At 44.7% G+C, this 13,854-nt stretch carries 11 protein-coding genes; 1 reads left to right on the top strand and 10 read right to left on the bottom strand.

Going from position 1 to position 13,854, the window contains the following annotated elements:
* Positions 1-8: 8 nt before the first annotated feature.
* The 10 genes from WC772_01340 to WC772_01295 form a co-directional block, all read right to left on the bottom strand.
* Positions 9-1,202, bottom strand: coding sequence for a GIY-YIG nuclease family protein (locus WC772_01340; GenBank protein ID MFA6169401.1), 1,194 nt, complete (start codon positions 1,200-1,202; stop codon positions 9-11).
* Positions 1,192-3,123, bottom strand: a complete 1,932-nt coding sequence (locus WC772_01335) for a DEAD/DEAH box helicase family protein (protein ID MFA6169400.1) — start codon at positions 3,121-3,123, stop codon at positions 1,192-1,194. Before WC772_01335 ends, WC772_01340 begins: the two co-directional genes overlap by 11 nt.
* Positions 3,124-3,125: 2 nt before the next feature.
* Entirely contained in the window at positions 3,126-5,810 is a 2,685-nt protein-coding gene (locus tag WC772_01330) for a DNA methyltransferase (protein ID MFA6169399.1), read from the bottom strand.
* A gap of 38 nt (positions 5,811-5,848) precedes the next feature.
* Entirely contained in the window at positions 5,849-6,376 is a 528-nt protein-coding gene (locus tag WC772_01325; GenBank protein ID MFA6169398.1) for a polysaccharide biosynthesis/export family protein, read from the bottom strand.
* A 102-nt stretch (positions 6,377-6,478) separates the two neighbouring features.
* Positions 6,479-6,820: a four helix bundle protein gene (locus WC772_01320; GenBank protein ID MFA6169397.1), complete on the bottom strand. Its 342-nt coding sequence runs from the start codon at positions 6,818-6,820 to the stop codon at positions 6,479-6,481.
* A 125-nt stretch (positions 6,821-6,945) separates the two neighbouring features.
* Positions 6,946-7,173, bottom strand: a complete 228-nt coding sequence (locus WC772_01315; protein MFA6169396.1) for a sigma factor-like helix-turn-helix DNA-binding protein — start codon at positions 7,171-7,173, stop codon at positions 6,946-6,948.
* A 2-nt stretch (positions 7,174-7,175) separates the two neighbouring features.
* Positions 7,176-8,486 (bottom strand): metal-dependent hydrolase, encoded by a 1,311-nt coding sequence (locus WC772_01310; protein MFA6169395.1) that lies wholly within the window; start codon positions 8,484-8,486, stop codon positions 7,176-7,178.
* Positions 8,487-8,508: 22 nt separating this feature from the next.
* Positions 8,509-8,919, bottom strand: a complete 411-nt coding sequence (locus tag WC772_01305) for a four helix bundle protein (protein ID MFA6169394.1) — start codon at positions 8,917-8,919, stop codon at positions 8,509-8,511.
* 43 nt (positions 8,920-8,962) lie between these two features.
* The gene (locus tag WC772_01300; protein ID MFA6169393.1) at positions 8,963-10,420 is read right to left on the bottom strand and encodes a tyrosine-type recombinase/integrase; all 1,458 of its coding nucleotides are present in this window, start codon (positions 10,418-10,420) and stop codon (positions 8,963-8,965) included.
* An 832-nt stretch (positions 10,421-11,252) separates the two neighbouring features.
* The gene (locus tag WC772_01295) at positions 11,253-13,031 is read right to left on the bottom strand and encodes a PAS domain-containing sensor histidine kinase (protein MFA6169392.1); all 1,779 of its coding nucleotides are present in this window, start codon (positions 13,029-13,031) and stop codon (positions 11,253-11,255) included.
* Positions 13,032-13,124: 93 nt separating this feature from the next.
* Here WC772_01295 and WC772_01290 point away from each other — a divergent pair, with 93 nt between their 5' ends.
* Positions 13,125-13,853 carry an MBL fold metallo-hydrolase gene (locus WC772_01290; protein ID MFA6169391.1) on the top strand — a complete coding sequence of 243 codons (729 nt, stop codon included), beginning with the start codon at positions 13,125-13,127 and terminating at the stop codon, positions 13,851-13,853.
* The last annotated feature ends 1 nt before the right edge of the window (position 13,854 follow it).

Genomic DNA, 13,854 nt, shown 5'->3' with positions numbered 1-13,854 from the left:
CGTTTTTATTACCGATTAATGATAATCTCGTTGTCCCCATCATATCTATAATTAACTATTTCACCACTTATTATAAGTTTTATTGCTTGTTCAATTGCTGACAAAGGGGCAATAAACCATTCTCTTGGAGTATGCCGAATACCAACCGCATCAAACACATCAATATTCAAACAGGATTTACCAAAAAAGTTATGTAGCAACATTTCAAGCTTCTGGGGGTTAAGGTTGAAACACTTAAAGACCATAAGAACTTGCACATCAGCCATTAAATATGTTGGGTCCTGATTAGCATTGATAATCCTATCCTCAACTGTTGTCTTTGAATATCCTATCTTATAGAGATGTTTTATTTCCCTGATCTCCTTTTTTTCGCTTTTCGACTTGAGTATATAGATATAACCGGCCGCTTCGTCCTCATTAGTAATATTACTAAATCTCTCAACAAAGCTCTCATTTACACGATCTACGTTTTCTGATACTGCCCTTCCATTTGCAAGCAAAGCTTTATATAGGGAGCGATAGAGCATATTGGACTCTGTTCCATTTTCAAATATTACTCTTGTCCTGCCATCCTTCCGTAATCTATCCCCACTTTTGAACGGGGCCACCCCTTGCTTAAATTCAACTTTTTCCAATTGGAGCAAAACGCCATTGTGGACATAAAAGCCGCCCTCCCGAAGGACATCTTCCTTAAACATGATTATTTTTCTCTTACCCTGCGCCAAATCCTCCTGGACCGCCCTAAATATTGGCTCGTATTTATCGAAGTCTTTACATGGTTTCCGCTGGGCAACAAAATCAGCGCTCGCTCTTTCATCCTGGACCCCAATGTGCTTAATATTAAATAAGCCTTCGGAATCATCTTCAAGCAGCCCTAACACATCATCTTTTACAACATCCTCCAATGTATTAATTTGTTTATGCTCGACATTCAGCAGAAGATGGTTATCGTAAGGAACAAGCATTTTACTTTTTGACCGGTCGTCCCTAATGGCCTTTAATCTTGCATATAATTGATATTCTTGGATACTCCCATCTTGTTGGGGCTCACGGTTGTTCTTTTCATAGAATTCATTAATTTTATAAAATGTCGCAATGAGTCTTTCATCCTTACTCTGCTGTGGCGAAGACGTTGGCTTAATATTTAATAAACCCAACGGGTCATTGTTGAATATTTCTTCCAGTATCCTATTATTGTCCATTTTGCTTTCTTCGCTTTTGATCCTTTAAATAGATAATTCCTTCCGCCATTCTTCTTTCTAACGGGTCCGAGGATTGGATACCTGGCTGCCTATTGAATGTTTTAACAAATTCATTGATTTTCGGCCAGAGTATTACTGCTTCTTCCATAGTCATTTGAATTCTTGTGGCCTCAATAGCATCTTGAATAACCTTTAAAACCCTTGTCGTTACTGATTTTGATAGTATTTCAAACGCTTTTTGAAAAGGATTGATCTTATCGATTAGATCTATATGAAGGTCATCAATGTTTACAAATTGACCAGCCATTCTGACAAATCTTTTCCCCCCCGAATCCTTTATTTCGCTGGTTTTGATCGCGGAATCAACAACCACATACTGACGAACCTCTTCTGCCTCCTCTTCTGACAAGTCAGGATACCTAAGCTTAATAATCTTGGGGATTAACACCTTATTGATTACTTCAGGATCAACATTACCAGGCATTGCCTTCAACATTGTGTCGTCCTGCAAGATGGTTGCTTTTAAATCATTCAAATCAGATTCAATTATGTCGTTTACTCTCTTTGAGCTTGGCAGCTTGAGTCCTCTAATTTTGATTTCACTAGGAGCGGACTTGTCCTCATCTGATAGTTTGGTTTTAAACTTAAAGTTTGGCGCCAATACCTGCTCCATTAATAGAGAGGCCGTTATAGCTTTCAGCATATTATTCACAGATAGCTTTACTAAAGCGTCTGCGGCATCAGGCTGAGCGATTAAATTCGTGAACTGGGCATGGCTTTTATTGCTGCTATCTCTTGTACAACGCCCAATTATCTGAATAATTTCTGTCAAAGAACCTCTATAGCCAACAGTTAATGCATGCTCGCAAAATGGCCAGTCAAAACCCTCTTTTGCCATGCCTAATGCAATTATTAGATCCATATCTTCAAGTGTTTTCATGTTGCGGAGGTAGGTAATAATCTTGTCTCGATCGCTTGGATTATCATTTACCAGATCAGCAACCTTAAGTATTCTACCGTCTCCATGCCGTTTCACATATATAACTTGTGTGTCGGGGTCTACTCTTTGAACTTCCCCAATAGCATCTAATATAGTATCGACTTCATTATGCTTATCCTTAGTCGATTCCCCAGAGTTTACGTTTGGTATGTGTAAAATAGTTTTCTTGTTTGTGTCTAATATATCCATTATGGCTGAAGTATATTGGCCTTGATAAAAATGGTAACCAATACCAAGCGATTTTAAATATATGTAGCCATTTAGCTGTTCATAATAGTTATAAGTTACCTTAGTAAATTTGGCCTCATCTTCTGGCAAGAGGACAGGCACAGTGTCTCCGCGAAAATATGAGCCGGTCATAGCAAAAACATGAGCACTTGTATGTTGCATAATTGAGCGCAACACCTCACCCAAGCGGCTATCGTAATCTGCCGACACATGATGGAACTCATCTATAACCAATAGAATATTGTTGAACCTTGATTCATCCACTTCTTCATAGGCAAAACGCAGCGTTGCGTGAGTACAGATCATAATCTTCTCATCATTATCCAGAAAGTTCTTAAAAGCTTGCACTTTTGTTTTGCTCCCATCGAGCCCGGGGGTGCAAAGATTGTAGTTAGGATTTGGGTCCCAATCGGCAAAGTATCCATAATCCTTTAAATTCGTCTTACTGAATGATCCCGCGATCGACCTTTCTGGAACCGCGACAATCACTTTTTTAAGCCCCTGATGCATAATCTTATCAAGGGCAATAAACATTAATGCCCTCGACTTACCCGAGGCAGGAGGCGCTTTTAGTAACAAGTACTGAGCATCCCTTGACTGGAATGCTTTCTCTTGCATTTCACGCATGCCTAAAGCGTTAGTTTTAGAACTTTGCCCTGTTTGTGAATAAGTCACATGAACTATATCTGGCATAATTACTTCCTTTTTCTTTTGGTTTTTGATTCTGCTTCAAACAAAGTCCCCTTGGTCTTTTCATCTGCAATCATTTGCTCATAGAGTTTGAAAAGACATTCTAATCGTTCTTCATCACTTTCAAAGGGCTGGCTACGATAGCAGCTTTCTACTGCAAGATCGTTCTGGTGATGGGCTTCGCGCAACCCTTCTGGCATCTTATCAGGATCATATAATTGTGAGAGTGTTTTTTCACTATGCATTTCTCTTTCTTTTAGAATTCGGTAAACATTTTTCTCTAATTCCTTCTTTTGGTTAACGGAAATCAAGGGGATCGGAAAAGTATTGTAAACGACATTCTTTGAGTATTGATATCTTGTTTCCAATTTACCCCCAATGTAGGCCAGCCAAACCATATGCATGTAAGAAGTAACAATAGAGAATACTTCTAACCGGTCAGTAACAATAGTAAAGAATGAATCTGTAACCTTGTTTTCACCATCAAGATAATCAATGGGAATATACTTTCGGCTTTCCGAAGATACCCTCGGAACAATAATGCAACTCTTATTTTGGGGCTGAGTTATTTGAGCAAACAAATGAGGGGTTTTGGCCAGTTGTGGCCGGGATGATTTCTTTCTAATTTCCTTTACACAATTAACAACAGACGAGACTTTGGGCATCATACGCAATTCCTTGTTAGCTATTCCTTCCAACCAAAGACACCACCGCTCCCTACCATTAAGATATTCCTGAGCGTTAATTAGCTTCTTAAACCACTTTTTAGAAATAGGTTCCTTTAAAACAAAGTCATTCATTTCCTCCGTAGTGAACAACAGCTTTCCGCCGTCAGCAGGCATGTTTCCAAAATTCATTGTTGGCATATCTGATAAGGGGGTGGTTCTGGAATAAACAAATGTGTTGCTCTCTCCGGAAATTAAATATGCATTAATGTTATGCACTTTATGTTTGATAGAATCGCTAAATATGAACTTATCTTGGGCTATTGCCGTTGATAAGCCAACAATAATCACAGTCACCCCGGCATTGTCTCTTGCATTGTTTTTCCATTTAAAAGATGTATAAGCAAAACATATCTGGAGACCAAGTCCGAATATCGTGGGCCATATCAAAGACACCTGTTCACCCTGGCAAATAGAATTTGTTGAAACAAACGCAAGTTTAGCGTCAGATTCTCGTATATACTTTGCTCCCTTATAAAACCATATGGCAATATAATCAAGATCTTTATATTTTGAGAAACCAGAAAACACCAATGCTAGGTCGTCTTTTTGTGATTTATTTTGCTTCCTTGAGCCTTGATATGGCGGATTTCCTAAAACGTATATTTCCTTCCCCGTACTTTTTGGGCAAACTTCTTCCCAATCAATTTTGGCAGCATTGCCATGAACAATATTCCCCATTTCCTTTAGTGGCAAAGCAGGCTTTCCCCTTCCAAAAGATTTAAAGAATTCCTGATTCATCTGATGCTCTGCCAGCCATAGCGATAATATTGCCACTTCGTGGGCAAAATCATCCAGTTCAATCCCATAAAAGTTGCTCAATCGAATATCTGAAAAAGCCAGGCTACTTAAAGCCCTAAAGATTTTCATTTCCAGTCTTCGCAATTCCTTATAGGCGATAATCAAGAAATTCCCGCTGCCGCAGGCCGGGTCAAACACCTTAATGTTTTGGACGCGAATCAATAATGCTTCAAGTTTTTTGCGATTTCCCATGCTGACGTCAAGCACTTCGTTCAACTCATCCAAGAACAAAGGCCGAAGCACCTTCATTATGTTAGGAACGCTGGTGTAGTGCATTCCTACCCCACCACGGTGCTCTGGGGTTACAACCGCCTGCATCATTGAACCAAATATATCTGGATTAATAACCGACCAGTCCAGCAGCCCACAATTAATGATCTCTTGTCGACTTCGCCTTGTAAAAACAGGCAAACCATATTTATTACGAAACAAACCACCATTAACAAAAGGAAACCCTTCAAGGTAGGCAGGGAGCTTTTTCCGCTTTCCTGGTTCTGTATTAAGAACCTCAAACAATTTATCAAGATATGCTTGTAGGTCGCTACCATCAACCTGCGTGTGGCTACTTATCGCGTTAATAAACTGATTTTTCTTGAAAAGATCAGTATCATCTGCAAAGAAGCAAAATAAGAGTCGAGAAAGAAAGACATTTAGGCTATGCGCCTCCCCCAGAGTTTTAGTTGGGTTCTCTCGTTTTATTTCATCATATAGCTTTGCCATTCTTTCGGCTGCTTTTACGTCTGCGGGGTTTTCGTTTTGATGGCGAGCCTTTTCCATCCCAGCCCAGGGCAAAAAGAAGTCAAAATGTCTTGCTATTTCAAGGATAGGGATATCAAGTGTATCGTTGGTTTTCGTATCAATTGCAAGTAAGGTTATAAAGTCGGTTACTATTATGAAGCGGGGATTGTGTTTTGTTGCTTTTTCTTTCTCTCTAATACTTTCAATAGTCTCGTGGAGATGGTCACCTATCAATTGTTTAAAGAATACTTTCTTCTTCCATAATATTTCGCCTTCAACCTTCGAAAGGTTTAATCCTCCTTTTTTAAGTCTCGCGATAGATGCCTTTGGTATCCCATATGCCTCGAGAAATTCATAGATAAAGTTATCCTTATGTATGGAATTTACAAGCTTTTGCATATTTTTTTCTATTTGGGCAATATTCATACTAGGTCACTTAAATTAAGGCCCTCATCGTTTTGGTCCTATTTATTCAACGTCGCATATATCCCAACTGCAACCGCCGCGCCAGTAAGAACCTTGTACCAATTCTCTTCCCAGAAGTCCGGCTTACTCCCCATCGTAATCTTATAAACATTGCCGTGCTCAATCGTCAAGGTCGGATCGAGATTGGCATAGGCTTTCGCTTCATCAATCGAACCGGCCTTCTTTACTTCCCAAGTATCCTTCTTCAAGTCATATTGTACAACATAAATCGGCTTTGGAGTCAGGCCAATCACAACTTGCGGCTTATCAAGATAAGCGGAATAATTGTTGGTCAGAAACCGTTGGAAGCCTTTTAGCGACTGACCCTCGACCGAAACAACTCCTAACAACGGCAAAGAGACCTGCCCATCGGGAGCAACAGTCTGCTTGGTCTTTAGTTCTGGGTGATTGATTACCTCAAGCTCAAGAGTATCGTAGGGGCCAAGACGGTATTCGGAGGCAAATGACAAATTTCCAAGGACAATCAAATTAATAACTATTAACGACACTGATACGATCTTTTTCATGACTGACAACCTCCTATTGTTCAATAACCAATTACCAAGAGACAATAACCAAACAAAACTCAATAACCAAAACAAAATAACCAAAAAAACCAAACACCGGAACTATTCTGAACGATTGATAATTGCCGAAAGAATTTTGATCAACTCTTTCGATTCCTTTAACAACGGTGCTATTTCCTGCCGTTTATACTCATTCGCTTCTTCAATTAAACATAGCCAATGATGAATTTCTTTGGCTTCACGCCGTGAGATTTTCATTCGCTGAAGAAAATCTTTTTTGCCGAGAGCATCGTTAGCTTCCCGATAATTTGCCCCAACCGATCCAGCCGAGCCTACGGCCTGCCCGGTTAAGCGATCGTTCATGGGATTTCTGGGTAGACTTTTGCATAGTCTTATTACGGCTCTGGCAAAGGTTGTTGTTCTTTCTTCAAGATCGAAAACCATGTTCCACCTCCTGTTAATTAATAACCAAACACCAAGATACAATTACCAAATAAATCTCAATAACCAATTACCAAGAAACAAGGACCAAACAAAACTCAACAACCAAAACAACAAAAAAACAAGAATCAAACAGAGCGATTAATCTTTTTCAATCGACTTGGATGCTTTAACTTTCTAAGTGCTTTTCTTTCAATTTGCCTGATCCTTTCCCGGCAGACGCCGAAAACATCGCCGATCGCCTGCAATGTCATTTCGCGTCCATCTAATAATCCATAGCGCATTTCAATAATTTGCCTTTCCCTTGGGGATAAATAAACAAGAAGCTCCTTTTTTATTAATAAACTGTCAATCATGCCTATTGCCTAATATAAACTTCGCCGGAAAAGAGCGGTCGGCCGGCGGCAAGTTTAAGCTTCAATTCATCGATCCGAACATTTAGCTCCTCAAGCTGGCTGGTTAATTCAGCTAGCCGCGTTCCCTGCTTTTCCTCTTCTTCCCTATCGACTAAAACCTCCTTTCCAAGAGCGGTCAGCCCGTTATCATCGAGTGCCGCTATCTCTCCCCGAACCTTTCTGGCCTGGGCGTTTAACCGGGAAAGCTCCGCCAGATTCCGCCTGTTCTTCATTTCATACTCCTGTGTCAGTGCCAGCTTCTCGATCTGCCGCCGGGAAGCATAGGTCAGGACCAGATCGTTCCCTTTTTGCTCCATGGCTTTATAGGTCCCTTCGCTAACCGGGATCTTCAAAGACATCTCTTCCGGCAAATGAACAACACCGGAAACCAGCCCGCCGGAAGGAATTCCGGCCAGAAGCGCTTCCCGGCTTTTATCTCTAAACTCCCGCCGTTCAATCTTGATCGGCCGGTCACTCTTTTTGACCCGGACATGAGAAGCGAAGATATCGGCGGCAAGTTCATCGCTTAAGGTATAAATATTTCCTTCAAAGAGAACAACCAGCCGCTGGTTGTTAACATCTAGAACTTCCCCACGCCCGGCGATCGGCTCTTTGGTTTCATTCAAGACTCCTTTGAAATCGAGGTAAGCATGCGTCTTGAGGGTTTTAAACTCCTGGATCGCTGACCCGGGGGTCGCCAGGAGCCAACGCAGAGAGCTGGCCAAACCGAATTTAGACAAAGGAAATGCCAGGACCATTAGAATAACCAGGATAAAAAAGACCAGAACTTCCGCTTTAGCCCCCGACTCCAGCCGGAATTTCGGGTTTTTGGGAATAACATCCCGCCCGGGATCGGGCCAAAACATCTGGGAACCACGGAGATTGAACATATCAAGGATCAGATGAGACAAGTAACTAATGCTAAACGAAGCGATCCATCTTGGGACTAAATCCCAAGCTCCAAAGCCCAAATCACAAACAAAGCCCAATAACCAAATTACAAATACGGACAAGAAACTAAATACTGCTGAAAAAATAACCCAGCCGATCAGGGAATGAGTGACGGTCCGATGGCCGTATCGCCGCTCAAGGGGAACGGAAATAAAATAGAATATCCGGCCGATGGTGGAATTGGGGTGGTCGATATCCGGCATGATCGAGCCAATGACGGCAAATAAGATGATCGTCCAGTGCAGGCTCCACTGAACGCCAAAGATCGCCAGGACGATCAGCGTCAGAAAAATACCAAAGATTCCATGGGTCGGCGCGAGCATAAAATGTCCGACGTCCGAAGTCCTAAGTCCGAAGCCCCAGGCTAGACGTCTTTCCTCCTTTATTCGTTTTTTGCAAATATCTAATAAAACCGTAAATAAGATTCTTTGTTTTAACGATGTCATCGGAAAGCTTTCGAAAATATTCTTCCGACAAATACGCCTGATCTAAGGCGACATAGAGATGAGATTGGACTTCAGAAGCCGATCGTCTAGAGTAAATTAAAAACTTGATAAATTCCAAGTCCGACTGCGCGTCAAATCCTTCGGCAATGTTCGCCATTATGGAAGCGGCCGCGCTTCTAATCTGATCTTTTAAGCGGAAATCTTTGTCAAAATTTCCCTTTGAGGTCAGAGCATAAATGCTTTTTGTTAATTCTCTAGCTTCATGCCAGGCTTTAATATCTTCAAATTTTTCTATTTTCACAATTCCCATCCTTTGACCTCGGACATCGGACTTCCTTGACGTCGGACAGTTGCTATTTCATCTTGAACATAAAAACCCGCACCGTCGCGAGCAGAGCGGTACCAAAGCCGGCCAAGATGTACCCTTCAAAGCTGTGCATGCCAAGAGCCACAAACCGGAAGGCTATCACCATCCCCCAAAGAATGATGATGACGGGGGTCCAGTCGCGAAAATAAACTCCCGCCTCATGATAAACATCGCGAATAACCTCTTTATTGACCACCGGCCGGTGGCTGACCTGGTGGATCATATCGACAATAGCGACCGGCAGATGGTTGGACAAAGAAAGAATCCTGGTCTCGAGCATCTCGTAATCGGTGATGGAAAGATTCTGGGTCAAGTAGCGGATCAACTCTTTGGCCGCCTCTTCGCTCAATGGTTTCAGGTCGATCCGCTTGAACTTCCACCAAACCGACTTGAGCTTCGGTTTCGGCTCTTCAACCGCCCCCAGGATAGTAAACTTCTCGAGAAGCGTAAGAAAAGTCTCGATATCCGACGCTTTCAAACTATCCAGGTTATCGATGATCAGAATGGTTTTTGGGGCTTCGAGAGCAGAGGTAATCTGACCAACGATCTCCTTTGAAGAAGAGCGGCCGTTTAGCTTATCGCCCGGACAATTTAGCTTTTCATGCAATTGTTTGAGCAGATCACGCATCGGCGAAGGAGAGGAAAAGTAAAAAGTGGTGGCGCCAAATGATCCGGCAATATTTTTAAGGAGATGCGTTTTCCCAATCCCCACCTGGCCGGTCAAAAGAACCGACTGCCCTTTCTTGAGATGTCCCTTGATATCCTCAATTACCCCCTCCCGCCCAAAAGCAACTTCGGTTGGGCTAGGGAGAATCGCTCCTTTGATAGTGGTAAGCGGCTTGGCAATCTTCGGCTTGGTTGGAAAGAGTTTGGTTAGGAATTTAACTAATATTGGGCGAGTATCGACCTCTTCTGGAACGAGGTTGACTTTCGGCGGCTCTTTTGCCACTTTAATATAGCGGCTGATCGATTCAGCGTCGGTAATCCCAAGAATGGCGGCCGCCCGGTCGATCGAGACCTCTTCCCGGCAGAGCCTGGCCGCGAAAGTATGCCGGAGCATCTTGGCATTAACCTTTTTGCCGATCCCGGCCTGGGCGGCATATTTGCGGATAAGGTGATCGACCGTTCGGGCAGAGAGAGCGTTGACCTCTCCTTTGGTGGTCGTAAACAACGCGGTGATTTGAGTATTCACTCTAACTTTGGACCATTTGGCCAAAGCCTCAAAGAGTTGATCGTTTAATTGAATCTCTCGCCCCCTATTACCGGCAACCGCGAGTATCTTCTTTTCCCAATTAATTGAATCGGTTTTTAAACTAACCAGCTCGTTGAGAAATATCCCGGTATTCAAAAAGAGAAGGACAATCGCCAGATCGCGAGTATCATCGATCGCGGACAATAGCGCGTTAATTTCGTTAGACGTTAAGTATTCAACATTCCCTGGCATTGTTTATCCCCTCTTGTTTGGCTCCGCTAAAGTAGAAAGCAAAATCCTTGCCAGAAACTATTGGAACCAACTATTTCTTATAATATCAAGCTATTTTTAGGGGATTATGCGAACTTTTCGGTCGATATGGCGAAATACCCCCAGGGATATTGCCGACTTTCCGTCACTCTCCCACTCCTCTTGTCTTGTTCCCGGGGGGCGGGGTTTTTCAAAGCGGAGGGAAAGGGAGGGGGTAAAGATGGAGGGAGCGGCTAGCAAATGGTTCGTGGCTTGAAAGGTGACGGAGCGGTTTGCGGTTAGTGGGGAAAATGGCCAGCTAAGCCCGCCATCCCGCCTTTGGCGGAGATTGTCCGCCTCCGGCGGACAATGCCTCGAAGAGGCGGCGGGCGGGAGTTCTCCCGACGGTAAAAGGCCAACTATGGGAAGCGTGATTTTTAATAAAATCAATTAACGACCGCTATTTTTTACCTCCTGCTTAATATGAGCGTTAAATCAAACTGAAGGGGCAGGAACGCTGATCATTAATCATGGCGCAAAGAGCTTGAGACTTCTTCTCAAAGGCTGAATAAATGAGCTGTACGCTGGTTTTGTTTGCTAAGGAAGGAGAACGGATGCTGTTCAGCAAATAAAAGCAATAATGAGTTATTAGCGCTTTATAGCAGGCAGCAGCAGCGCGCAAGGTAAAAATATATAGGGATGTTGCGATCTTAGCCGGTAGCTTGGTCAATTAATGAGAGCTTAAAAATTAATTCCAGGGCGGCTTTTAGCTTATGGTAAACTTCAGGCCAAGTGGCCAGCCGTAAGTCTTGATGAAATAGGCGCGCTTTATGGCTTATTCCTCCGGTAGCGTGAAGATCAAGGCGGCACCCTTGCCCAGACCGTCCGATTCGGCCCAAATCTTGCCGCCGTGCGCTTCGACGATCTCCCTGGCGATCGTCAGCCCCATGCCGATCCCGCCGGCCGCCCGGGTGTTGGAGCTGTCGACCTGATAGAACTTTTCAAATATTTTCTCGAGGTTTTCCCGATCGATCCCGATGCCGTTGTCGGCGAACGAGACCCGGGCGGCCCCAGCTTCGACCCGGGCGCCGACCGCGACCGAGCCGCCGCGGGGGACAAATTTGAGCGCGTTGCCCAGTATATTCGTGATCACCCGCTCCAGTTTGGCCTCATCGGCCAGGATCGGCAGGTGCGCGGATAGCTCTGCCTTAAGCTCGATCCCTTTTTCCTCGAACTGGTCGCCCATGGCCTCGATCACCCGCTTCAACAAATCGTCCAGGAACACCGGCGTTTTCGAAAGCACCAGCGTCCGGCCGGTTTCGATCCGTGAAACATCGATAATGCTGTCGATCAGGATTAACAAATGTTTTGACTGTCTCTGCATCAGCAGCATCGTCTGTTTTTGTTCGGGCGTTAACGGACCAATTTTGCCGGACAATAGCAGTTGTAGGTAGCCGTTGATCGGCGTGATCGGTGTCCGCATCTCGTGAGAGACCATCGAGAGGAACTCCGTCTTCATCCGGTCGCGTTCGTGCAGCTCCACGTCTTTTATCTTTTCCTCTTCCGCCTGCTTGCGTTCGGTAATATCGCTGAAAGTCACGACCGCGCCGACAATCTTGCCCGACTCCAGGATCGGCACGCTCATATATTCGACCGGGAAGCTGGCGCCGTCTTTTTTCCAGAAGACTTCATCGGAGCCATGGTGTACCTTCCCCTCCATGAAAGCAGCGTAGATCGGGCATTCTTCTTTGGGATACGGGCGGCCGTCGAGCCGCTTGTAATGCCAGGTTGAATGGCTGGGCCGGCCGATCAGCTCCGTCACTTCGTAGCCGAGCAGTTTTGCCCCCGCCGGATTGACAAAAGTGTGATTGCCATTGAGATCCAGGCCAAAGATCCCTTCGGCCGCGGAATTCAAGACCAGTTCGTACCGCCGCCGCAGCTGTTCCAGTTCGGCAGTCCGCGCGATAACTTCTTTTTCGCAGTCTTCCTTGGACCGGCGCAGGGCTTCATCCAGCTGCTTATGTTCGGTAATATCATGCTGAATGCCCATAAATCCGATGATCTCGCCCCGATCGTTCAGGATTGAGAGCGCCGTGCCGTCAATATTGAGCAGCTTTCCCGCTTTTGTTTTGTTGACAATTTCACCGCTTATGACCTTTTTACTTAACAGCGTTTTCCAAAAATCATTGTAAACGTCGGGCGAAAGCGTCCCGGACTTGATCAGCCTGGGCGTTTGGCCGATCGCTTCAGCGCGGGAAAAGCCGTACAATTTTTCAAATCCGGGATTGACATAATTTATTTTCCCGTCGGTATCCGTAATAAAGATCGCCTCGTATGAGCGCTCGACCCCCAGCTTGAGCTTGGTCATTTCGTCGATCAGCCGCCGGTGCTCTTGTGCCGCCGCTTCACGGCGCCTTGAGATCGACGCCATCACCAGCCCGAAAACGACGAACGAGAAGAGCAGCATGGACCAGTGGAAAATATTTTCCGGCTCGGTAAGGGCGGCTAGCGACGGGGCTTCATGCAAAAAGACGGCATGGAAGAGCAAGTCGATGGGGATCGATAAAATGCCGAGCGCCAAAGATATTATAACGATATAAACGCCTGGTCCCATGATATTCTATGCAAAATTATAGGCTCGCGCTGATTACTTGTCCAGAAATATTTTGTTGAATCCGCGAATTTTATACGTTATAATTTCCGCATAGTGAATTACGATGAAGCGATCGAAATCGCGGAAGGCATCTACTGGGTCGGCTTTTACGACCAGGTCGCCAATTTTCATTGCAATCCATATTTGATCGTTGACGGCGATGAGGCGGTCCTGATCGACCCCGGCTCCGCTCCCCATTTCCCGATCGTCGCGCGCAAAGTCATTTCACTGATCGATCCGAAAAAGATCTCGACCATCATCGTCAGCCACCAGGACCCCGATCTTGCCGGTTCCCTGCCCGTGTTTGAAGACCTGATCAATAATCCGGAGCTGAAGATCGCCACCTTTGAGCGGGTGTCGTTTCTCATTTTGCATTACGGGGTGCGCTCACCTTTTTATTTCTTTGAAAAAAACAACAATCGGCTCAAATTGAAAAGCGGCCGGGAACTGGTCTTTCAGCCCACCCCCTACCTGCATACGCCCGGAGCTTTCGCCACCTACGACACTAAGTCAAAAATATTTTTTTCCGGCGACCTCTTCGGCGCATTTTCCGACGATTGGGACCTGTTCGCGAAAGCCAACTATCATGACCAGATGAGCCTGTTCCATAAGCCCTACATGCCTTCCCGCGAGATCATGAAGCTGGTGCTGGAAAAAATAGAACAATACGATATCGAGATGATCGCCTCCCAGCACGGCTCGATCATCAAAAAAGAGCAGGTTAAGCCCGCGATCGATTTCCTGAAAGGACTCGAATGCGGGACATACCTAAAGCTATTGTAAA

This window comes from Candidatus Margulisiibacteriota bacterium, assembly GCA_041661965.1.
Lineage (GTDB): Bacteria > Margulisbacteria > WOR-1 > O2-12-FULL-45-9 > XYB2-FULL-48-7 > XYB2-FULL-45-9.
This window is presented reverse-complemented; position numbering and strand designations above follow the sequence as displayed.